Source organism: Streptomyces sp. NPDC001530, assembly GCF_042894545.1.
Lineage (GTDB): Bacteria > Actinomycetota > Actinomycetes > Streptomycetales > Streptomycetaceae > Streptomyces.
Genome location: NZ_JBIAVS010000001.1, coordinates 70,252 through 91,396, shown reverse-complemented (window position 1 = coordinate 91,396; position 21,145 = coordinate 70,252). Strand labels below are relative to the sequence as shown.

Sequence of the window (21,145 nt, the reverse complement as noted above, 5' to 3'; positions counted from 1 at the left end):
TCGGCCAGATCGCGGGTGTGGCGCATCTGGCCGAACTTCGCGTGGCCGTGTAGATGCCCCAGGCATCTAATGAAGATCGGCAAGAGGCAACCATCGCTTGCGAGGTCATCCATGACAGAGCCCCCCATGACAGAGCCCATTGCCTTCCCCCAGGACCGTACGTGTCCCTACCACCCGCCCACCGCCTACGACCCGTTGCGCGAGGCGCGCCCGCTCTCGCGGATCTCCCTGTTCGACGGGCGCGGCGTGTGGGTGGTCACCGGCCACACCACCGCCCGTGAACTCCTCTCCGACCCGCGGCTGTCGTCGGACCGCACCCGCCCCGCGTTCCCGGCACCCAGCGAGCGGTTCGCGGCGGCCCGCAACCGCCGGGTCGCGCTGCTCGGCCTCGACGACCCCGAGCACCACATCCAACGCCGCATGCTGGTCCCGACCTTCACCCTCAAGCGGATCGCCGGACTGCGTCCGCGCATCCAGGAGACCGTCGACCGGCTCCTGGACCGGATGGCGGAACAGGGCCCGTCGGCCGAGCTGGTGAACGACTTCGCGCTGCCCGTGCCCTCCATGGTGATCTGCGCCCTGCTCGGCGTCGCGTACGCCGACCACGACTTCTTCGAGGAACAGTCCCGCAGGCTGCTGCGTGGCCCCGCCGCTGCCGACATCGAGGACGCGCGCGAGCAACTGGACGCGTACTTCGGCTCGTTGATCGACCGCAAGCAGCGGGATCCCGGGGACGGACTCCTCGACGAGCTCATCCACGATCAGCTGCGCAAGGGGACGGTGGACCGCGAGGAGCTGATCTCGCTGGCGACGATCCTGCTCGTCGCCGGGCACGAGACGACGGCGAACATGATCTCGCTCGGCACGTTCACCCTGCTCCGGCACCCGGAGCAGCTGGCCGAACTGCGGGCCGAACCGACGCTGATGCCCGCCGCCGTCGAGGAGCTGCTGCGTTTCCTCTCCATCGCGGACGGGCTGTTGCGGGTCGCCACCGAGGACATCGAGGTGGCCGGGACGACGATCCGTGCCGACGAGGGTGTCGTCTTCTCCACCTCCGTGATCAACCGCGACGCACACACCTTCCCCGAGCCGGACGCTCTGGACTGGCACCGCTCGGCCCGCCAGCACGTCGCGTTCGGCTTCGGTATCCACCAGTGCCTCGGCCAGAACCTGGCCCGGGCCGAGATGGAGATCGCGCTGCTGTCGCTCTTCGACCGGTTCCCCGGTCTGCGCCTTGCCGCACCGGCGGACGACATCCCCTTCAAACCCGGAGACACGATCCAGGGGATGCTGGAACTCCCCGTGACCTGGTAAGAGGCTGCGGGCATGAGTATCGACATCTCCATCGACAAGGACGTCTGCATCGGCGCGGGTCAGTGCGCCCTCGCCGCCCCGGGCGTCTTCACCCAGGACGACGACGGATTCAGCGAGGTGCTGCCGGGCCACGAGGACGGCGGCGGCGACCCGATGGTGCGGGAGGCGGCGCGGTCCTGCCCGGTGCAGGCCATCACCATCTCGGAGGCCTGAACGACCAGATCCGCAACCGGCTGAAGCGCGGCAGCCGCGGCGGGCGCCCGCCGGCTTTCGACCGCGAGGTCTACAAGCGGCGCAACGCAGTGGAACGTGTTTCAACCGCCTCAAGCAGTGGCGGGGTATCGCCACCCGCTGCGACAAGACCGCAGAGTCCTACCAGGCTGCCGTCACCCTCGCATCGCCCCTGATGTGGGCGTGGCATTTGACGACAGGGCCTAGCGGCGCGCGGGCGGCAGTGCGGCTTTCACCAGCAGCCGTGCCGCCTCGCCCGCCTGCTCGGCGGGCTCCGTGCTCCGCGTGATACCCGCGGTGACCATCGCGCCCTCGGCGAGCAGATACAGCTGGTCGGTCAGCAGGGCGGGAAGCCCGGCGTCGGCCACGAGACCCCCCAGATACTCCTTGAACGCCTTTTTGTGGGCGCGGACTTGGGCGGTCACGCGGGGTGAGGTGGCGCCGAGTTCCCCGTACGAGTTGATCCAGGCGCACCCTCGGAAGCCGGGCTCGGCGAACCAGTGGCGCAGCCACTCGAAGACGGCCGCTATGCGCTCCTCCGGCTCCTCGCACTGGTCGACGTGGTCGGCCAGTCGCTGGCGCCAGCGGATGTCACGCCGCTCCAGGTATGCCTCGACGAGCTGCTCCTTGGCGGGGAACAGCTGGTAGAGCCGCTTGAGGGAGACCCCCGACGCACCGCGGATGTCATCCATGCCGACGGTCTGGATGCCGCGGCCGTAGAACAAGTCCTCCGCGGCGTCCAGCGCCTGCTCGCGGGCGACTGCCAGTGCCTGTTCGCGGGCGACTGCCAGTGCCTGTTCGCGGGCGGCTGTGCTGTTCATGTACGGGCCACTCCTTGACGTGAGAACCACCGTTCTCTACCTTAGCAACTCAGGGGGAGAACGTCCGTTCTCCCACTCTGATCGATGGTTTCGTGACGGGCCGCGACCAGATCGTGGAGCTCCTGACGGCGAAGTGGGCGCGCGAGCACGAGTACGCCCTGCGCAAGGAACTCTGGGCCTTCGACGGTAACCGCATCGCCGTCCGCTTCCAGTACGAGTCGCACGACGCCGACGGTCAGTGGTGGCGCTCGTACGGCAACGAGTTGTGGGAGTTCGACGAGCACGGACTCATGACCCGCCGCGAGGCGAGCATCAACGACGTACGGATCGAGGAGAAGGAGCGCCGGATCTTCGGCCCGCGTCCGGAGTCGGAGCGCGGGGACTCCTTCCCGCTGCAGTAGGAGTCCCGGATTCAGTAGAAGTCCGGATTCATCGGGGGCCCGTGTGTTCATTAGGGTTCACGGGTGAGTGAACACGCCGAGAAGCCCTTCCTCTACGTCGTCGTCTGCGCGGCGGGCATCGCCGAGGACATCAGCAAACTGATCACCGTGGCACAGGAACGGAACTGGGAGGTCGGCGTCATCGCCACCCCCCAGGGCCTCGGTTTCATCGATGCCACGGCCGTCGAGGCGCAGACCGGCCGCCCGATCCGGTCCGCCTGGCGGTCCCCCGGCGACCCGCGGCCCTTCCCGGCCCCGGACGCGGTGGCCGTCGCACCGGCCACCTTCAACACGGTCAACAAGTGGGCGGCCGGTATATCCGACACCCTCGCCCTGGGAACCCTGTGCGAGGCGTACGGCCTCGGTGTCCCGATCGCCGTACTGCCGTGTGTGAACGAGGCGTTGGCGGCCCACCCCGCCTACCGCGCGAGCGTCGAGCGGCTGCGCGGCATGGGTGTCCGGTTCGGCGACCCGTACTCAGGGGAGCCACAACAGGGCGGCGGACGTCCGGAGTTCCACTGGGAGCGGGTGCTGGACCTGCTCACCGCCGACGGTAGATCGTGATCGAGTGGCCGACCTCGTCGATCGGTGTGCTGGTGGCGAGCAGTGCCGCCAGCCGGCCGTCGGCCTTGGCGATCGAGGAGTCGGACACGACGAGCAGCCCGTGCACCTCGCCCGGTGGCACCTTGCGCGGATCGGCCGCGTCGATGCCGTAGGACGACGGCACACCGGCGCCCTTGTAGACGAGCCAGACATCGTCGTGCGGGTAGCGGCTGTCCAGGCGATCGGCGAGGCGGCCCAGGTCCTGTCCCCAGTCGACGTTCGAGTCGTGCAGACGCAGATGGGTCTTCGACGGGCCGCCGAACGCCTCGTTGGAGTACGGGAGGTAGTACGGGTACGTGTGCAGCGAGCTGGCGGCGACGAAGAGGACCAGCGCGGCCGTTGCGAGGTGCGCCCACCGCCGTCGGAAGGAGACGGCACCGGCCGCCGCGACCCCCAGGAACACCGGTACGAACAGGGCGTACCGTACGCCGAGATCGCGGGAGCCGTGCATCGCCGCGGCCAGCAGCACGGCCGGGGGGATCAGGACGTACGGGGCGGCGGACCGCAGCCGAGGAACGGCGGCCATCGCGACGGCACCGGCGAGCCACAGCGCCGCCATGCCGAGCGGCGTCTTCACCAGCAGCGCGACCGGCAGGTAGTACCAGAGCGACCCGCGGTAGAGCCGGCCGAGCAGAAAGCCTTCCCAGGTCGCGTTCTCGAAGCCGAACTGGACGCGCATCCCGTCCCGGTACGGCTGCGGGAAGGGGAGCCAGTCGATGAGCAGCCCGCGCAGTCCGTGGACGGCCGGGAGGTTCTCGGGCGCCGTCCAGCGCAGCCGCGGGTCGACGGCGAGGTACGTGGCCCACACCACCGCGAGGGCCACCAGCGCCATGCCGGCCGCGGCCGCCGCGCCGAGCCGGGCCTTCCTGAACACGCTGAGGTCGCGCCCGTGGCACACGGACACGACCGCCAGGAGCAGCAGCACCGGAACGGCGGGCAGCATGCTCATCTTCGTGGCCAACGCCGCGCCGAGCGCCGCCCCGGCGAGCGGCAGATGGAGGAGCGGACGCCGCCGTGCCCGCCACAGCAGCCACACCGACGTCAGGAGGAAACCGGACGCCGGTACATCGAGCGTGGCCAGCGAGCCGTGGGCGATGACGTCGGGTGAGAACGCGTACAGGGCGAGCGCCACCAACCCGCCCACATCTCCCACGAGTTCACGGGCGAACGCCAGGACGACGAGGCCGAACAGCAGCGTCAGCACGATCACCGGCAGCCGCGCCCACAGCATCACCCGCCATGGATCGTTACCCGACTCGTACAGCAGCCGACGCCCGAGCTCCGTCTGGTCACCCGTGAAGTCGGCGTCCAGGTGCGGATGGGCGAACACCAGTCCGCTCGCGATGATCAGCTTGCCCAGCGGCGGATGCTCGGGGTTGTAACGCAGGCTGTGCTGCTGGGCGTAGACCACCGCCGTACCCGCGTACACGGGTTCGTCGATCGTGGGGGTCTGCTGCACGGCCGTCGTGACCATCGCGACCGCCATCTCGACGAGCAGCGCGACCACGGCCACCATGAACAGCCACCGCCGGTGCCGGCGAAGCCACTCGAATCGCCCCGGCGGCTCCGCACTGCTCACCGGCACGCGGTCCCCGTGCCTGCTGGCCATGAATGTCGGCATGCCCTTTGTTACGTCCGCTCCGTACGCGCCTGCTCATCCTGTGGCACCCCGCTTCGGGTGCGCCTCGGTCCACCGGCCTGTCGCGATCATCCGACCGAATGATCCACAGGGGATCAACCGGCCGGAAACACGACAGGGGAGTCATGAGTATGCACTCCGGGGGACGAAGTCCACGGCCGTGCGCGAACGGGCGGAGCCGTTGTCGAAGACGGTCCAGGTGTCGGGGCCCGAGATGGTGACCGGCCGGCCGCTGCACGTCGGCAGCGGTGCGACGTCGTGTCGACCTTGGCGGCGATGATGTCCGGGAGCTGGGTGCGACGCGCACCTTGCCGTTGACGGTGACCGCGTCCCCTGCCGGAGCTCAGAAGGCGTTCCACAGCGTGGGGCCCTCGCGCTGTCGTCGAGCTGTGGCACGCGTGCCGCCCGCGCAGCCGCCGATGGCCCCGATCACACGCCGCCCCCAGGAGCAGCGGGCGGCGTGCGAACACGCGAGTCGTCCCGGCCTCCCCTCAGCGGGTCCTGCGGACGTAGTCCGCGCTGCCGGGCGTCGACACCATCACATCCCGGCGCACGATGCTCAGCCGGTCGCCGAAGCCCGAACGGGCCTTGCGCAGACCGCTGTCGGAGTACTCGATGACGACGACCCGGTCGTGGAACGCCTTCGCGTACGCCCCGCACTCGTCGTACTCGCCGCACTCCTCCGCCACCGCGAAGTCGAGCCCGGTGCGGGACCTGAGGCCCGCCAGCTCGACGGTGTTCTTCTGGCCGATGGCCAGATGCCGGGCGTGCGCGTGCGCCGAGAGCAGGGTGATGAACGCGGTGGCGTCGTCGGCGGTCAGCAGGTGATGGGAGCGCGTGTAGCTGTCGTAGTTGTCCGGCTCGACGGCGTCGAAGCCCTTGTCGGCGCAGCCGTCGATCCACCGGTTGATCCGCGCGGCCACCCGTTTGCGCTTGGCCGGCGTACCGATGTCGAGCAGCGCCTCGCCCCAGTCGCGGTCGATGACGACCTTGCCGTGCGCGTCCCGCAGCAGCAGGTCGGCGGGCCACTTGTCCGGCTCGTCCGGCTGCGCCTGGAAGGCGTTGACGTAGCAGATGTTGTAGAGGCCGGGCGCGGGGGACGCCGTACGGTCGCGGCTGACGATGCGGACGCCGGAGGGTGGGGGATAGGCGCCGCCGATCTGGTAGTCGAAGCCCGCGTGGAGCGGGGGGAGCTCGACGGCGGTCGGGGTCGGCTCGGTCTTCGGCGAGGTGGCCGGGGCCGTAGCGGACGCCGTCGGGCTCGTGGAAGGCTTCGCACTCGCCGAAGTCTTCGCGCTCTCGGAAGCCTTCGGGCTGGGCGGCGAGGCTCCCGTGTCCTTCCCCGCACCGCAGCCGACCAGCGTCAGGAGAGCCGTCAGAACAGCGGCTGTCCCAAGAGCCCCGACGCGGGGAACACACTTGACGGGCATGCCCGCTCCATCAATCGCGAGTACGACCCCGCCTCGGAGGCTCTGCGCGATCCTGGCGACTTTGGCCGGACTTGACGGGACGTGAAGCGAGTCCGCTACCGGCTGGGCGTACCTCTGCGTGCCGGGTCGCACCACGGCACGCCAAGATCAAAGCGTGTGGAGACGCCCGCGTCAAGGGCCCGCCGTTCCGCACAGGGCCGCGCCTCGCGAGGCTCGCCGGACGCGTGGACTGGGCGGCCGTCGATCTCGGTCCCCTGGCGGACGGCTGCCACAGTCCCCGGCGGACCTCTGCCCGCGCTCGATCTCCTCAGGGAGCCGTGACCTGAGCCTTATTGTCAGGACATGACCGGAGAGCGCATCGCACTGGCCGTACACGACCACGGGGGCGACGGCCCGCCCCTGCTCCTGCTCCACGGCGCGGGACGGACCCTCGCCGACTGGGCTGCCGTCGCCCCGCTCCTCGTCCCCCGTCACCGGGTACTCGCCGTGGACCTGCGCGGACACGGTCTCTCACCGTCCGGCACCTGGGACTTCCCCCATGTGCTCGCAGACATCGAGTCGGTCCTGGAGGAGTACGGCATCCCCGGCGCGCTGCCCGTCGGACACTCACTCGGCGGGATGCTCGCTGTGCTCCACGCACGGGAACACCCGGACGTCACGCCCGGCGCGGTGAACCTCGACGGATACGCGTGGGGCCGCCCCGACCAGTACGTGGGGCTGGACCCCGCGTACGTCGAGGAACGGCTCACCCAGGTGCGGAAGATGGCGGCCGCGGCGTCGGCCGAGCCCATTCCGGCCGATGGGCTGAAGGGGCTGCTCGCCCAGCAGCGCGCGATGTCCCGGCAACTGGGCATCCCTTACGAGCTGTTGGAGGCCGGTGTCCTGAGGTCGGTGCACGAACGGCCGGACGGCCGACTGGAGCTGGGGCCGGAGCCTGGACACGCCCTGGCGATGCTGGACGCGATTGACTCCCTCGACCTCTTCGCGCTCTTCCGCCAGGTGCCTGTGCCGCTGCTGCTCGGGCGCGCGCTGCGACCCGTACCGTCGATCCCGGCCATGGCCTGGCTCGACGAACTGATGGCGGCCTACGCCAAGGGACTCGCCCGCGACCTGGCTCAACTCGCCCACGAGCGCCCCGATGTGACGGTCGCCGAGATCGACGGCACCCACGCCATGCTCCTGGAGAACCCCCGGGCGGTCGCCGACGCCATCCTCGCTTTCACCTCCGAAGCGATCCCCGGCTTCGCCGCATGACACCGAACAGTCACGAGGAGGCCGTAGGGCGTTTTCAGTGGGGGCTTGCCGCCGCGAACTCCGTGCCGCACGGTCCCGCGCCCTCGCTCTCGGGCAGGGCGACGGGTTCGCCGCTCATGGTCAGCGTCCGGTAGAAGCCGCCGATGCGCTCGGTGGAGCGGCCGACGTAGTGGCCGATGAAGGAGCGGCGGAAGCGGCCGGGGCTGTGGTTGGGGCCGGAGCCGTGGACGAGGCTGCCGTTGAAGAAGAGGACGTCGCCCGGTTCCATGTCGACCGGTACGGCGGTGAGGCCGGGCGGCGGGGGAACGTACTCGCGCGCGAAGGACAGCGCCGCGTCCGCCTCCTCCGGGCAGAACAGGTCCATGCGGTGCGTGCCCGGCACGACCTCCAGGCCGCCGTTCTCGCGGTCGATCGCGTCGCAGGCGGTCCAGGCGGCCACACAGGTGCCCGGCTCGACCCGCAGATAGAAGTTGTCCTGGTGCAGCGCCTGACCGCGGGCGCCGGGCGGCTTGAAGTAGAACATGCTCTGCGCGGCCAGGGGTTCCTCGCCCAGCAGCCTCTCCAGGATGTCCCGCAGCCGTGGATCGAGGAGGAAGCGCAGCGACAGGGCGTTGACGCGGTGCGGGTGCATGACGCGGGGGTAGGTGTGCAGAGGGTCGGTGGGACGTCCGGTTTCCGTGGCGCGGGGTTCGAAGTGTCCCGGGATCGGCCCCGCGGCGTGCAGGGTGGTGAACTCCGCGCACAGCGCGTCGATTTCACTGCGGGGGAACAGCCCGCGCACGATCGCGAAGCCGTTCTCCTCGAACTGCCGCAGCACGCTCATGTCCCCGACTGTCATCCGACCGTCCCTTCTCAGCGGTGTCCCAGGTGCCTCACGCTAGGTCGCAGCGCCTTTCGGGAGGATGCCTGTGCGTGCTGACGACTTGTCCGAGCCTGCTGATCCGTCGCCGCCGCCCGGCCTGGTGACCATCGGACGCTTCGACCAGCGGCCGGGGTACAGGGTCAACCGGCCGGATGGGTCCGACAGTTGGCTGTTCACCTGGACGACGGGCGGATGCGGGCGGCTCACGCAGGGAGGGGCGGAGGTGGCGGCCGACGCCGGGGATCTGGTGGTCCTGGGTCCCGGCGTACCGCACCACTACGCCGTCGAACCCGGCGCCGAACACTGGGCGTTCTGGTGGGTGCACTGCCAGGCCAGGGCGGCCTGGTCCGGATGGCTGCGGCCGTACGCGCTCGATGACGCGGTGTACGCCGTCGGACCCGCGTCCGGCCAGGGACGTAACCGGCGGAGCGAGGACCGTGTCGAGGCCGCCTTCCGCCGCATGCTCGCCGACGCCCGCTGGACGGGGGACGGTCCGCCGCCCGTCCCCGCGGAGCCCGCCGACGGCGAGGTCGCGGTCGCGCACGGCGCCGCTGCCCGCGAGCTGGCCCTCTGCTCCCTGGAGGAGATCGTGCTGCTCGCCACCGCGCGGGCGGACCGGCGCCGCCCCGACATCGACGCGCGCATCCGGCGGGCCGAGTCCCTGATCGCCGCCCACCCGAGCGCACCGCACACCGTACGGTCGCTCGCCGAGGCGGTCGCGCTCTCACCGTCCCGTTTCGCCCACCTCTTCACCGAGCAGCTCGGATGCTCCCCGATGCGCGCCCTGCGCGATGCGCGGCTGCTGCACGCGGCCCGGCTCCTGGAAGCCACCGAACTCCCGGTGGAGCGGGTGGCAGCCGCCTCCGGCTTCACCAGTGCCTTCCACTTCAACCGGGTGTTCCGACAGCGGTACGGGACGCCGCCGGGCGCCTATCGGACGGGAGTCACCAGGGGCGGTGCGGGGGAGGCGGCGGCAAGGCCGTGACGTCCGGCGCCGGTTCGGGCCAGACCAGCAGTACCGCACAGGGCGCGTGGTCGACGACGAAGCGCCCGGCCGGTCCAGACTGTGCGGGCCGAGACGGGCGCGGTCACCGTCGCGGGCCGGCACGAGCAGGTCGGCGCCCTCCGCGGCGGCGACCACCTCCCGCTCGACACGCCCGGCACGCTCAAGGCGTGCGCAGGGGCGGCCCAGTCGCTCGGCCGCCGCGTCGAGGAGCTCGCCGCCGAGCTGGTGCCGAGGGTCTTCAGCCGGTCACCCGGGTCCGGCTCGGAACCCGCTCGGCCGAGCAGACCGGCGAAGGCACCGTGCGCCAGACCGGGCACGCCGGGTTCGGTGACGTGCAGCAGGACCACGTCGGAGCCGTGGGGCGCGTGCGTGCGGACGGCGTCCGCGTGCGAAGACCGCGCTCAGCAGGCGTCCGGGGCGCCGCCGCCCAGCGGGCCATCCACACCCCACAGGCCCGGAAGAGTCCCTCGTCGTCGCAGAACCGGGCCAGTACGAGGACCGCCGCGAGGAAGCCGATCACCGGCCGCAGATGCCCGGCCTGCGCGCGCATGTGGTCCCAGGAGATCGCGCCCGTGGCCACGACCAGACCGGCGGCCGGGACCGCCACGACCGCCTAGAACCTGTTGAAGGGACGGATCACCGCGCAGACGAGCACCGCGACGAGCAGGACGACGGAGAGGGCCTCGGCGAACGGGGTGCCGAGAGCGGCGGAGAGGCCCTGCGCGAGGGGGCTGTTCAGAGTTCGGTCCTCCGGGCGGTGATCATGACGCCCGTCCATTCCATCAGACGTCGCGCCGACGCCCCCGCGAGGCCTTCAGTTCTCGCCGACCAGCGACATCTCCGCCCAGATGGTCTTGCCTTCGGCGGTGTGCCGACTGCCCCAGCGCTGAGTGAGCTGGGCGACCAGGAGCAGCCCGCGGCCGCCCTCGTCGAACGTCTTCGCCCGGCGCAGATGCGGCGCGGTGTGGTTGCTGTCGGAGACCTCGAAGATCAGGATGGTGGCGTCGTGGATGAGGCGCAGCCGGATCGGCGGCTCGCCGTACCGGATGGCGTTGGTGACCAGTTCGCTCACCACGAGTTCGGCCGTGAACGTCGCCTCGCTCAGGCCCCACGTGTCCAGCTGATCGGCCACCTGCTTGCGGATCGGCGCGACGAGCGCGGGGTCGGCGGGAATGTCCCAGGTCGTCACCTGGGAGGGAGCCAGGCCGTGCGTACGGGCGAGCAGCAGGGCCACGTCGTCCGGGGCGCCGCCCACGGGAAGCAGCGCCTGCAGGATCGCGTGGCACGCCCATTCCAGGGACTGGGACGATTGCTCCAGGGCTCGGGACAGCAGCTGGTGGCCGACGTCGAGATCCCGCCCGCGGCTCTCGATCAGCCCGTTGGTGTACAGGGCCAGCACCGTGCCCTCGCCCAGTTCGAGTTCCACCGACTCGAACGGCAGTCCGCCCAGGCCCAACGGCGGTCCCGCCGGGAGCTCGATCTGCCGGGGCGGACCGTCCGGAGGGACGATGTAGGGCGGCGGATGCCCTGCCCGGGCGAGGGTGCAGCGCCGGGAGACCGGGTCGTACACCGCGTACAGGCAGGTGGCGCCGACCTCACCGGTGGTGCCTTCGGCCCCGGCATCCTCGGACAGCCGCACGGCGAGGTCGTCCAGGTGTGTGAGCAGTTCGTCCGGGGCCAGGTCGATGTCGGCGAGCGTGCGTACGGCGGTGCGCAGCCGCCCCATGGTCGCCGAGGCCTGGACGCCGTGACCGACGACGTCGCCGACGACCATGGCGACCCGCATCCCGGACAGCGAGATCACGTCGAACCAGTCGCCGCCCACCCCGGCACGCGCCGCGGGAAGGTAGCGCGAGGCCGCCTCCAGGGCCGCTGTCCGGGGCAGTGACTGGGGGAGCAGGCTGCGCTGCAGGGCCAGCGCGGTCTCGCGCTCGCGGGAGAAGCGCCGGGCGTTGTCGATGCAGACGGCGGCCCTGGCCGTGACCTCCTCGGCGAGCAGGACGTCGTCGGAGGTGAAGGGGTCGGGCCGCCGGAACCGGTTGAGCGCCGCCACGCCCAGGGTCTGGCCCCGGGCCCGGATGGGCACCGACATGGAGGAGTGGACGCCGTGCTTCGCCAGGCGCTCGCGCCGGCGTTCGTCCCAGCTCAGCCACTCCTCCAGCGTGGTGGTCGCGTCCGGCACCACGATCGTCCGGCCGGCGATCAGGGAGTCGGCCTGCGGTGAGGCGGCGGGGTAGACGTCGACCTCGCCGAGCATGACGACCGCCTCGGGGGAGCCCGGGTTCACCGATCGGTGGGCCGCACGGCGGAGCGTGATCGGCGCGGTCGGCGGCTCGGCGCGGTGCTCGCCCCCGTGCTCCGGCGGATCGAGCAGGTCGACGCTGACGAAATCGGCGAGTACGGGTACGCAGACATCCGCGAGCTCCTGGGCCGTCCGGGTGACGTCCAGGGTGCTGCCGATGCGTACGCTCGCTTCGTTGAGCAGCTGCAGCCGCTCCCGGGCCCTGTACTGCTCGGTGACGTCGTGCGCGGCCAGCCACACGCCGTGCACCCGCCCCTCGGTATCGGTCAGCGGGGCGATCCGCGCCAGCCAGGCGTGCGCGCGGTCCTCGCCGCCCGTCCGCATGTACGTCTCCACGTCACGCCCCTCGCCCGAGACGAGCACGTCGTGCAGCTGCTCCTCGAGCTCTTCGCTCTCCCGCTTGCCCCCGATCTCGGAGATCCTCAGGCCACGGATACGGGCCTCCGGGAGACCAAGCACCTCGGCCATCGCGTCGTTGAGCCCGTACAGGCGCAACCGTTCGTCGTAGATCGCCATGGCGCACGGGGACTGTGTGAGGACGGCTTTGATCAGCGGGTCGTCATAGGCGCGCCGGTCCTCGCCCTCGAGCGGGGTGACCACGAGCCATTCGCCCTTCGGGTCCCGGCGATGGGCGAGCAGCCACACGGAGAGGGTGTGTCCGTCGCGGTGGCGCAGGGAGAGGGTGCCGCTCCAGCGGGTACCGGAGGGTTCGGGCGGCACGCCGGGCCCCGCGGGGTCCAGCAGGTCCGCCGCCGGGTGGCCCTCGACTTCCTCCGGCGGGTACCCCAGCAGTCGGCGCGCCCCCTCGCTCCAGAGGACCAGGGTGCCGTTCTCGTCGATGACTGCCCGTGCCGTGGCGGCCTCATCGAGGGGGTGGACCGGGCTCATCGTCGCGACTCCATTGCGCACACTCACAGTGAACAAGCGCGTCACTACGGTCCCAGCCTAGGCCCTTTCGTCAAATTCCCGCTTGCCCCGCGGCGTCTGGCACGCACGCTCGCCACGTTGGACGCGGCGGGGCCCGCCCTTCGGGTGGACGGCGGGAAGGTGACGACAGGGCCTGTGCGTGGGCGCCCTCCGCACCCCGGAACGCCGGTCGGCGACGCGACGCGTCCGCAAGGTGGGCTTCCGACCGATGTGAGCCGAGGGGCGGAAGTGGGTGTCGGCCCCTTGACGGCCGCGTGTGTCACCCCGTCAGAATCTGTTTGTTCACGATCAGTTGTGATGACTTATGGGCCCTGATGAGGGAGAGCCGCCATGCAGGTCACTCGAAGATCGGTATTGATCGCAGGAACGGCCGTACCCGCGGCCGGTGCGCTCTCGGGCGCCGCCGACGCCTGGGCGGCGGCCTCCGAGCGCACCCCGGGGCGACGCACGGTCGAGCTGCGCGACGGCTGGCGCTTCGCGCTGGTCAACCCGGGCGGCATCACCGACCCCACCGGCGCGTACGAGGGCGCCGCGCAGCCCGGCTATGACGACTCGGCGTGGCGCGAGGTCGCCGTACCCCACGACTGGAGCATCGAGCAGACCCCCACCACGGAGCACAGCACCACCAGCGGCACCGGATTCTTCCCTGGTGGCCTCGGCTGGTACCGCACTACCTTCACCCTGCCGCCCGCCCTCGCCGGCAAGCGGATCTCGGTGGAGTTCGACGGCGTCTACATGGACGCGTACGTCTACTGCAACGGCAAGGAAGTCGGGCGACACCCCTACGGATACACGGGGTTCGCCTTCGACCTCACCGGACTGCTGCACACGGACGGCACCACCGCGAACGTCATCGCGGTCAAGGTCCAGAACCAACTGCCCAGCAGCCGCTGGTACTCGGGCAGCGGCATCTACCGCGACGCCCGCCTGGTCGTCACCGAGCCGGTGCACGTGCAGCGGTGGGGCACGTATGTCACGACGCCGGACATCACGGCGGAGCGGGCGGTCGTACGGGTGCGGACGACCGTCGTCAACGAGACCGATGCCGCGGCCGATGTCCAGGTGATCTCACGGATCGTCGACCCCGCCGGCCGTACGGCCGCGCGTACGGCCACCACCGTCGCGGTCGGCGACGGGGCGGACGAGACACACGAACTCACCGTCATCAAGCCGAAGTTGTGGGATTTCGCGACCCCGGACCACCGCTACACCCTGGAGACGGAGCTGCGCGTCGGCGGCGCGACCACCGACACCTACCGCACGCCCTTCGGCATCCGGCAGTTCCGCTTCGACCCGGACGAGGGCTTCCACCTCAACGGCGCCCACGCCAAGATCAAGGGCGTCGACCTGCACCACGACCAGGGTGCGCTCGGCGCGGCGATCAGCATCGACGCCGTACGCCGGCAGATGACCCTCATGAAGTCGATGGGCGTCAACGCCTTCCGGACCTCCCACAACCCGCCCTCGCCGCAGATGATCCAGGTCTGCGAGGAGCTGGGCATCGTGATGATGGTGGAGGCGTTCGACTGCTGGCGGACGGGCAAGACGACCTACGACTACGGACGGTTCTTCGACGAGTGGTGCGAGAAGGACACCTCCGAGATGGTCCTCGCGGCCCGCAACTCGCCCGCCGTGGTGCTGTGGTCCATAGGCAACGAGGTCCCCGACTCCACGTCCACCGCCGGGCTCGCCATGGCCGACCGGATCATCGGCGCGATCAAGGCGGCGGACGACACCCGCCCGCTGGTCATCGGCTCGGACAAGTACCGTCGCGTGCCCACGAAGGGCTCCGCGGCCGACCTCATGCTCGCCAAGCTGGACGGGCTCGGCCTCAACTACAACACCGCCAAGTCGGTGGACGCCCTGCACGCCGCCTACCCGCACCTGTTCCTCTTCGAGTCGGAGTCGTCGTCCGAGACCTCGACCCGCTCCACGTACCAGGAGCCGGAACACCTCAACACCGGCGAGAACCACACCCCCGGCAAGCGCGCGACCTCCTCGTACGACAACAACCTCGCCTCCTGGACGATGAGCGGCGAGTACGGCCACAAGAAGGACCGGGACCGCAAGTGGTTCGCCGGGCAGTTCCTGTGGTCGGGCATCGACTACATCGGGGAGCCCACGCCGTACGACGTCTTCCCGGTGAAGGCCTCCTTCTTCGGCGCGGTCGACACGGCCGGGTTCCCCAAGGACATGTATCACCTGTTCAAGAGCCAGTGGACGGACGAGCCCATGGTCCATCTGCTGCCCATGAGCTGGAACCACGACGCGGGGGACACGGTCGAGGTCTGGGCCTACGCGAACGTCGACACCGTCGAGCTCTTCCTCAACGGAAAGTCCCTCGGCACACGGGTGTTCGACACCAAGAAGACCACCGACGGGCGCCCCTACCTGGAGACCACGGAGGCGACCGGCGACGACAAGACCTTCACCAACGGTCCCTACCCCGGGAGTTACACCAGTCCGAACGGCAGCGCGGGCATGTTGCACCTCGGCTGGAAAGTCCCCTACGAATCAGGTGAGTTGAAGGCGGTCGCCCGTCGTGACGGCAAGACGGTCGCGACGGATGTCCTGCGGACCGCCGGAGCCCCGCACGCGATACGTCTCACGCCGGACCGCAAGTCGCTCGCGGCCGACGGGCGTTCGCTGGTGTTCGTCATCGCGGAGGTGGTCGACGCCCACGGTGTGGTCGTGCCCGACGCGGAGGATCTGATCGCGTTCGATGTCGCCGGCGGGTCGATCGCCGGCCTCGACAACGGCCGGGAGGAGAGCGCCGAGCGCTACCAGGCCAGCACCCGAACCGCCTTCCACGGCAAGGCACTCGCGATCGTCCGGTCCGGGACGAAGCCGGGCACCTTGAAGGTGACCGCCCGCGGCGAAGGCCTGCGGACGGCCACCACGACCGTACGCACCACCCCGGCCGCGTCGAAGGCGACCACCCCGCCGACGTCGTTCAAGCCCGACCATCCGGCGGCCCCCAACTACCCGTACGCCGACGCCAGTTACTCGGGCCGCCCCGACACCCCGCCCGCCGCCATGCTCGACGGCGACGCGGCCACCGGCTGGTCCAACGCCTTCTACAAGTCGGCCACGGCCCTGCTGCCCGCGTTCAGCGGTGCCCGCCCCGAGGACTGGGTCTCGGTCACCTGGGCGCGCCCCCGCACCGTCGACCGCGTCGAGGTCTCCTTCACCGTCGACGCCACCCACCGGCTGCCCGCCTCGGTCCAGGTCTCGCTGTGGGACGGCGAGCGGTATGTGCCGGTGAAGGGCGCGACCGTCGACTGGGCCACCGCCTCCGACACGCCGACGGTGATCACCTTCGACGCGGTACGCGGCTCACGGCTGCGTCTCGTCATGGCCGGCGGGCACCCGGGTGCCGCCGACGGCGGGCTGCGGATCAGCCGTCTGGAGGTCCCGGCCGGCTGACAGGTCGCCCGGGAGTGCCCGTCGTTCGTGCTCGGTCAGCGTGTGCAGTTCGGCCGGGCCGAGCGGGCGGTGCACCTCGACGTACTCGCCGTGCGGCAGGCGCTTGACGACGCCTGTCGCACGGCCGTGCGCCACCAGTTCGCGATCCCGCAGCTGCAGGCCCAGGCAGATGCGGCGGGTCACGACGAAGACGATCACGGGGACCACGAGGAGCGCGATCCGCACACTCCAGGTCACGGTGTTGATCGACAGATGGAAACGCGTCGCCACGATGTCGTTGCCGCCGCCCGCGAGCAGGATCAGATAGAGGCTGATCCACGCCGTTCCGAGCGACGTGCGGATCGGCCGGTTGCGCGGGCGGTCCAGCAGATGGTGCTCGCGCCGGTCTCCCGTGACCCAGGACTCGACGAACGGATAGACGCCGATGAGGACCAGGAGCAGCGGGAAGACGACGATGGGGATGAGCACCCCGAGCACGAGTGTGTGCCCCGCCACGGTGATCTCCCAGCCCGGCATGACGCGGACCAGCCCCTCCGCGAAGCCCAGGTACCAGTCCGGCTGGGCGCCCGTCGACACCTGGTCGGCGCGGTAAGGGCCGTACGCCCAGACCGGGTTGATCGTCGCGACCGCCGAGATCAGCGCGATGGCACCGAACACCAGGAAGAAGAAGCCGCCCGCCTTCGCCAGGTAGACCGGCATGAACGGCATGCCCACGACGTTGCGTTCGGTCTTTCCCGGCCCGCCGAACTGCGTGTGCTTGTGGTAGACGACCAGGATCAGATGGGCGACGACCAGGGCCGCCATGATCCCCGGAATCAGCAGGACGTGGAGCGAGTAGAAGCGGGACACGATGTCGTGGCCCGGGAACTCCCCGCCGAAGAGGAACATCGACAGATACGTGCCGACGATCGGCACCGACAGGAGCGCCCCGTCGACGAACCGCAGCCCGGTCCCGGACAGCAGATCGTCCGGCAACGAGTAGCCGAACAGCCCCTCGAACATGCCGAGGAGGAGCAGGGTCCAGCCGAACAGCCAGTTCACCTCACGGGGCCTGCGGAACGAGCCCGTGAAGAAGTGCCGCATCATATGCGTCAGCATTCCGGCGAGGAAGATCAGCGCCGCCCAGTGGTGGATCTGCCGGATCAGCAGCCCGCCGCGCACATCGAAGCTGATGTCCAGCGTCGAGGCGTACGCCTCCGACATACGGATGCCGTTCAGGGGGACGTAACTGCCGTGGTACACCACCTCGTTCATCGAGGGATGGAAGAACAGCGTGAGATAGACGCCGGTGAGGATGAGGACGACGAAGCTGTAGAGGCAGATCTCGCCGAGGAGGAAGGACCAGCGGTCCGGGAAGACCTTGCGCAGGTACTGCTTGCCCAGGGCATAGATGCCGAGACGGCCGTCGAACCAGTCGGCGACGCGCTCGCCGGAGGACGCCTCGCGCCCGCGGGAGGCGACCTCGCCTCCGCCGGAGGACGCCTTCTCGGCCGGTGGCTCGGTGGTCGTCATGCGTGCTTCCCCTCCTCGGCCCCGGTCTCCTCCTCGCGCCGTACGTGCGCGAGCTTCTCGGGGTTCGTGACGATGTAGACGTCGGACACCTGCTCGCCGTCCGGGGTGAGGTCCATGACCATGACCGCGTACGGGGACTCGCCCTCGAAGATCACCGCGGAGTCGTCGCCGTTGACGCGGCGGTAGCGGATGTCGAGGTTCGTGGCGCGGCGCGTGGCATAACCGGCGAACAGGCGGGCCGCCTTGTCCCGGCCGTGCACCGGCCGCAGCCCGGCCGCGCGTGCCTTGCCGCCGCCGTCCGTCCACACCGTGACGTCCGGTGCGAGGATCTCCATCAGCGCCGCGATGTCACCGCCGAGCGCGGCCTCCACGAAGCGTTCGGTCGCCTGCCGGCGTACCCGGGGATGGGCCCGGTACAGCGGCCGGCGGGCGTGCACGTGCTCCCGGGCGCGGTGCGCGAGCTGGCGCACCGCGGCGGGGCTGCGGTCGATGACCTCCGCGATCTCGGTGTGCGGATAGCCGAACACCTCGTTGAGGACGAACACCGCCCGTTCCAGCGGCGTCAGCGACTCCAGGACCACGAGCATCGCCAGCGACACCGACTCGGCCCGCAGGGTGCGGTCGTCGGCGGAGTCGTCGGGGGCGGGCTCGTCGAGCAGCGGCTCCGGCAGCCAGGGACCCACGTACGTCTCGCGGCGGCGGGTGATGGCGGCGCGGCGTGCCAGCGCGTGGTTCACGGCGATGCGGACAAGGTAGGCGCGCGGGTTGTCGATCCCGTCGAGCGGGGAGCGGTGGGCGCGGCCCTGCCACGACAGCCAGGTCTCCTGGAGCACGTCCTCGGTGTCGGCGACGCTGCCGAGCATGTTGTAGACGATCGCGAACAGCAGCTCGCGGTGGTCGACGAACACCTGCGTGGCGCCATCGCTTCCGGACGTCGTGCCGTCGGTGGTCCCGGACGCGGGGCTTTCGGGCATGCCTTGCCTCCCTTGATGCGCTCACTACTGCGAGGGGAAACAGGGGCCCGAATGTGACATCAGACGGCGAATTGTGACGTAGGTCTCAGGACGCTTTCCCGGCGTCACACCGGCCGCCACGACCGCCCTCTTGAACGCGAGTCCGATGTTTCGGCACAAGGAGACACACATCGTGTTCAAGAAATGGCACGGCAACCCGTGGGCGATCCTCGTCACCCTCTCCCTGGGTTTCTTCATGACCCTGCTCGACCTGACGATCGTGAACATCGCGATCCCCGACATGGGTCAGGACCTGGACGCCTCCCTCGACGAGATCCTGTGGGTCGTCAACGCCTACACCCTCGCGCTGGCCGTCCTGCTGATCACCGCCGGGCGCCTCGGTGACCTGCGCGGCAAACGCAATCTGTTCATGTCCGGCGTGGCGCTCTTCACTCTGGCCAGCCTGGCCTGCGGGCTCGCGCAGGACCCGGCCCAGCTCATCGCCTTCCGCGCGGTGCAGGGCCTGGGGGCGGCGCTGCTCATGCCGCAGACCCTGTCGATCATCGCCGAGGTGTTCCCGGCCGACCGGCGCGGGGCGGCGATGGGGGTCTGGGGCGCGGTCGCGGGCATCTCGGGCGCACTCGGCCCGATCATCGGGGGCGCGCTCATCAACCAACTCGACTGGCGGTGGATCTTCTTCGTGAACCTGCCGCTCGGCGTGCTGGTACTCGGCCTCGCCGCGGCGATCATTCCGGGTTCACAGAGGCGCACGGTACGCCACCGCTTCGACACCCTCGGCGTGCTGCTCGCCTCAAGTGCCCTGTTCTGCCTGGCCTTTGGTCTGACGGAGGGGCAGCGCTACGACTGGAACGGCTGGATCTGGGCCCTGTTCGGCACGGCGGCGCTGCTCTTCGCCGGTTTCCTGGGACACGAGCGCGGCCAGCAGACGAGCGACCCGCTCGTTCCGTTCTCGCTCTTCAAGGACCGCAACTTCACGCTCATCAACTTCGTGGGCGTCACCGTGTCCTTCGGCGTCATCGGCATGTTCCTGCCGCTCACGATCTACCTGCAGTCCGTCCTCGGCTTCAGCGCCCTCAAGTCCGGGCTGGTCCTGCTGCCCCTCGCCCTCGGCTCGTTCGTGATGGCCGGGCCCGCCGGGATCCTCGCGGACAAGATCGGCGGCAAGTTCATCCTGATGACCGGGCTGCTCGCCTGGGCGGCCGCGCTGATCTGGATCGTGGCCGCGGCCGACGTCGGCTCGAGCTGGACGGCGGTCGCCTTCCCGCTCTTCCTGGCCGGTCTCGGCGCCGGTTGCACCTTCGCGCCGATGGCCACGGAGGTCATGCGCAACGTACCGGCGCGCCTGTCGGGCGCGGCCTCGGGCGTCAACAACGCGCTGAGACAGGTCGGTTCGGTGCTCGCGGGCGCCGTGGTCGGCGCCGTGCTCCAGGCCCAGCTCGCCCACTCGCTCACCGACCAGGCACGGCAACGCGCCGGGCAACTGCCCGCCGGGTACCGCGACGGCTTCGTCGCCGCTTTCTCCAAGGCGGAGTCCGACGTGAACGCCCAGCAGCAGGCCGGGGCCCCGTCCGGAGTGCCGCACGACATCGCCGACCGTATGCGGGAGCTCGGCGGCCAGGTCTTCGGCCACGGCTTCGTGGACGCGATGGGCCCCGCCGTCCTGGTCTCCGCCGCCGTCCTGCTCACAGGCGCGCTCGCCTGCCTCGCCGTACGCCGGCACCGCGGCCCGTCCGCCAACCCGCACGCCCTGCCCGTGTACGAGCCCGAACTGGAGGAAGCCATCTCATGAGCATCGACCTCACCGCCATGTACGCCTCCCACGACGCGTTCCGGCGCGACCTGGAACGCCTCGCCAAGGCCGCGGCGGACGGCACCGCCTTCACCCCCCAAGTCCACGCCGGCTGGGACAACTTCATCCATCAGCTGCACATCCACCACACCGCCGAGGACAGCGACCTGTGGCCGCGGGTGCAGCGCAAGGTCGAGGGCCGCCCCAAGGACATCGCCCTCCTCGCCGAGATGGAGGCGGAGCACGCCCGCCTCGACCCGCAGCTCGCCGCCGTCGACGCGGCCCTGAAGGACCGGTCGGCCGAACTCCCCGAGCTCGTCAATGTGTTGGCGACGACGCTCGACGGCCACCTCGCGCACGAGGAGGGGAGCGCGCTGCCGCTCATCCAGGAGGTGCTGACGCCCGCGGACTGGGGCGCCTTCACGGGACGTATCCGCGAGACACAGGGCATGCGCGGCGCCGCCGTCTTCGTGCCGTGGATCGTCGACGGCATTCCGCCCGCCGACCGCGCCGCGTTCCTCGGCGCGTTGCCTCCGCCCGTCCGTGTCCTGAACCGCCTGTTCTGGGAGGCGGGTTACCGCAGGCGCGGACTGTGGGGGAGCTGACCGGGCGGTG

Annotated in this window: 15 protein-coding genes and 4 pseudogenes; 9 read left to right on the top strand and 10 right to left on the bottom strand. The window is 70.5% G+C overall.

Features of this window, described 5'->3' with window-relative positions:
- Window positions 1–111 precede the first annotated feature (111 nt).
- Both ACFY0T_RS00410 and ACFY0T_RS00405 read left to right on the top strand, forming a co-directional pair.
- Complete coding sequence (locus ACFY0T_RS00410; RefSeq protein ID WP_388863307.1) at window positions 112–1,314, top strand: cytochrome P450; 1,203 nt, start codon at window positions 112–114, stop codon at window positions 1,312–1,314.
- 18 nt (window positions 1,315–1,332) lie between these two features.
- Window positions 1,333–1,527, top strand: coding sequence for a ferredoxin (locus tag ACFY0T_RS00405; protein ID WP_388864180.1), 195 nt, complete (start codon window positions 1,333–1,335; stop codon window positions 1,525–1,527).
- 221 nt (window positions 1,528–1,748) lie between these two features.
- On the opposite strand, the gene ACFY0T_RS00400 is transcribed toward ACFY0T_RS00405, so the two are convergent.
- Window positions 1,749–2,366 (bottom strand): TetR/AcrR family transcriptional regulator, encoded by a 618-nt coding sequence (locus ACFY0T_RS00400; RefSeq protein WP_388863305.1) that lies wholly within the window; start codon window positions 2,364–2,366, stop codon window positions 1,749–1,751.
- A gap of 83 nt (window positions 2,367–2,449) precedes the next feature.
- On the opposite strand from ACFY0T_RS00400, the pseudogene ACFY0T_RS00395 reads away from it, so the two are divergent.
- Window positions 2,450–2,767: pseudogene (locus tag ACFY0T_RS00395) on the top strand (DUF1348 family protein); the annotation flags it as partial.
- 63 nt (window positions 2,768–2,830) lie between these two features.
- Window positions 2,831–3,370, top strand: a complete 540-nt coding sequence (locus tag ACFY0T_RS00390; RefSeq protein ID WP_388863303.1) for a flavoprotein — start codon at window positions 2,831–2,833, stop codon at window positions 3,368–3,370.
- Here the strand turns inward: ACFY0T_RS00390 and ACFY0T_RS00385 are convergent.
- The 3 genes and pseudogenes from ACFY0T_RS00385 to ACFY0T_RS00375 form a co-directional block, all read right to left on the bottom strand.
- Entirely contained in the window at window positions 3,348–5,018 is a 1,671-nt protein-coding gene (locus ACFY0T_RS00385) for a phospholipid carrier-dependent glycosyltransferase (protein ID WP_388863301.1), read from the bottom strand. The two genes, ACFY0T_RS00390 and ACFY0T_RS00385, sit on opposite strands and share 23 nt — an antisense overlap.
- A gap of 174 nt (window positions 5,019–5,192) precedes the next feature.
- Window positions 5,193–5,341, bottom strand: a pseudogene (locus tag ACFY0T_RS00380) (ABC transporter substrate-binding protein); the annotation flags it as partial.
- 198 nt (window positions 5,342–5,539) lie between these two features.
- Window positions 5,540–6,478, bottom strand: a complete 939-nt coding sequence (locus ACFY0T_RS00375; RefSeq protein WP_388863299.1) for an endo alpha-1,4 polygalactosaminidase — start codon at window positions 6,476–6,478, stop codon at window positions 5,540–5,542.
- 342 nt (window positions 6,479–6,820) lie between these two features.
- Here ACFY0T_RS00375 and ACFY0T_RS00370 point away from each other — a divergent pair, with 342 nt between their 5' ends.
- Window positions 6,821–7,732 carry an alpha/beta fold hydrolase gene (locus ACFY0T_RS00370; RefSeq protein ID WP_388863298.1) on the top strand — a complete coding sequence of 304 codons (912 nt, stop codon included), beginning with the start codon at window positions 6,821–6,823 and terminating at the stop codon, window positions 7,730–7,732.
- Between the two features lie 34 nt (window positions 7,733–7,766).
- On the opposite strand, the gene ACFY0T_RS00365 is transcribed toward ACFY0T_RS00370, so the two are convergent.
- Window positions 7,767–8,570, bottom strand: a complete 804-nt coding sequence (locus ACFY0T_RS00365; RefSeq protein WP_388863296.1) for a phytanoyl-CoA dioxygenase family protein — start codon at window positions 8,568–8,570, stop codon at window positions 7,767–7,769.
- A 64-nt stretch (window positions 8,571–8,634) separates the two neighbouring features.
- On the opposite strand from ACFY0T_RS00365, the gene ACFY0T_RS00360 reads away from it, so the two are divergent.
- Window positions 8,635–9,579 (top strand): helix-turn-helix domain-containing protein, encoded by a 945-nt coding sequence (locus ACFY0T_RS00360; RefSeq protein ID WP_388863294.1) that lies wholly within the window; start codon window positions 8,635–8,637, stop codon window positions 9,577–9,579.
- On the opposite strand, the pseudogene ACFY0T_RS00355 reads toward ACFY0T_RS00360, so the two are convergent.
- The 3 genes and pseudogenes from ACFY0T_RS00355 to ACFY0T_RS00345 all read right to left on the bottom strand — a co-directional run bounded on the left by ACFY0T_RS00355 (window position 9,539) and on the right by ACFY0T_RS00345 (window position 12,790).
- Window positions 9,539–9,947 (bottom strand): annotated as a pseudogene (locus ACFY0T_RS00355) (universal stress protein). The gene ACFY0T_RS00360 and the pseudogene ACFY0T_RS00355 overlap by 41 nt on opposite strands.
- A 40-nt stretch (window positions 9,948–9,987) precedes the next feature.
- Window positions 9,988–10,378 (bottom strand): annotated as a pseudogene (locus tag ACFY0T_RS00350) (arsenic transporter); the annotation flags it as partial.
- A gap of 36 nt (window positions 10,379–10,414) precedes the next feature.
- Window positions 10,415–12,790 (bottom strand): SpoIIE family protein phosphatase, encoded by a 2,376-nt coding sequence (locus ACFY0T_RS00345; RefSeq protein WP_388863292.1) that lies wholly within the window; start codon window positions 12,788–12,790, stop codon window positions 10,415–10,417.
- A gap of 369 nt (window positions 12,791–13,159) precedes the next feature.
- Here ACFY0T_RS00345 and ACFY0T_RS00340 point away from each other — a divergent pair, with 369 nt between their 5' ends.
- Window positions 13,160–16,255: a glycoside hydrolase family 2 TIM barrel-domain containing protein gene (locus ACFY0T_RS00340; RefSeq protein WP_388863290.1), complete on the top strand. Its 3,096-nt coding sequence runs from the start codon at window positions 13,160–13,162 to the stop codon at window positions 16,253–16,255.
- Here ACFY0T_RS00340 and ACFY0T_RS00335 read toward each other — a convergent pair.
- Together ACFY0T_RS00335 and sigJ are read right to left on the bottom strand one after the other, a co-directional pair.
- Window positions 16,166–17,767, bottom strand: coding sequence for a cytochrome bc complex cytochrome b subunit (locus tag ACFY0T_RS00335; protein WP_388863288.1), 1,602 nt, complete (start codon window positions 17,765–17,767; stop codon window positions 16,166–16,168). The two genes, ACFY0T_RS00340 and ACFY0T_RS00335, sit on opposite strands and share 90 nt — an antisense overlap.
- On the bottom strand, window positions 17,764–18,741 hold the full coding sequence (gene sigJ / locus ACFY0T_RS00330) for an RNA polymerase sigma factor SigJ (RefSeq protein WP_388863286.1): 978 nt from the start codon (window positions 18,739–18,741) through the stop codon (window positions 17,764–17,766). The genes ACFY0T_RS00335 and sigJ overlap by 4 nt, the downstream gene beginning before the upstream one ends.
- A gap of 172 nt (window positions 18,742–18,913) precedes the next feature.
- Here sigJ and ACFY0T_RS00325 point away from each other — a divergent pair, with 172 nt between their 5' ends.
- The gene (locus tag ACFY0T_RS00325; protein ID WP_388863284.1) at window positions 18,914–20,530 is read left to right on the top strand and encodes an MFS transporter; all 1,617 of its coding nucleotides are present in this window, start codon (window positions 18,914–18,916) and stop codon (window positions 20,528–20,530) included.
- Window positions 20,527–21,135 carry a hemerythrin domain-containing protein gene (locus tag ACFY0T_RS00320; protein WP_388863282.1) on the top strand — a complete coding sequence of 203 codons (609 nt, stop codon included), beginning with the start codon at window positions 20,527–20,529 and terminating at the stop codon, window positions 21,133–21,135. The genes ACFY0T_RS00325 and ACFY0T_RS00320 overlap by 4 nt, the downstream gene beginning before the upstream one ends.
- The last annotated feature ends 10 nt before the right edge of the window (window positions 21,136–21,145 follow it).

Excerpts from the sequence above, each read along its gene's own strand:
- ACFY0T_RS00340 (WP_388863290.1), top strand. The coding sequence starts at position 13,160 with ATGCAGGTCACTCGAAGATCGGTATTGATCGCAGGAACGGCCGTACCC.
- sigJ (WP_388863286.1), bottom strand. The coding sequence starts at position 18,741 with ATGCCCGAAAGCCCCGCGTCCGGGACCACCGACGGCACGACGTCCGGA.
- ACFY0T_RS00370 (WP_388863298.1), top strand. The coding sequence starts at position 6,821 with ATGACCGGAGAGCGCATCGCACTGGCCGTACACGACCACGGGGGCGAC.
- ACFY0T_RS00335 (WP_388863288.1), bottom strand. The coding sequence starts at position 17,767 with ATGACGACCACCGAGCCACCGGCCGAGAAGGCGTCCTCCGGCGGAGGC.
- ACFY0T_RS00385 (WP_388863301.1), bottom strand. The coding sequence starts at position 5,018 with ATGGCCAGCAGGCACGGGGACCGCGTGCCGGTGAGCAGTGCGGAGCCG.
- ACFY0T_RS00365 (WP_388863296.1), bottom strand. The coding sequence starts at position 8,570 with ATGACAGTCGGGGACATGAGCGTGCTGCGGCAGTTCGAGGAGAACGGC.
- ACFY0T_RS00375 (WP_388863299.1), bottom strand. The coding sequence starts at position 6,478 with ATGCCCGTCAAGTGTGTTCCCCGCGTCGGGGCTCTTGGGACAGCCGCT.
- ACFY0T_RS00410 (WP_388863307.1), top strand. The coding sequence starts at position 112 with ATGACAGAGCCCCCCATGACAGAGCCCATTGCCTTCCCCCAGGACCGT.
- ACFY0T_RS00360 (WP_388863294.1), top strand. The coding sequence starts at position 8,635 with ATGCCTGTGCGTGCTGACGACTTGTCCGAGCCTGCTGATCCGTCGCCG.
- ACFY0T_RS00345 (WP_388863292.1), bottom strand. The coding sequence starts at position 12,790 with ATGAGCCCGGTCCACCCCCTCGATGAGGCCGCCACGGCACGGGCAGTC.
- ACFY0T_RS00400 (WP_388863305.1), bottom strand. The coding sequence starts at position 2,366 with ATGAACAGCACAGCCGCCCGCGAACAGGCACTGGCAGTCGCCCGCGAA.
- ACFY0T_RS00320 (WP_388863282.1), top strand. The coding sequence starts at position 20,527 with ATGAGCATCGACCTCACCGCCATGTACGCCTCCCACGACGCGTTCCGG.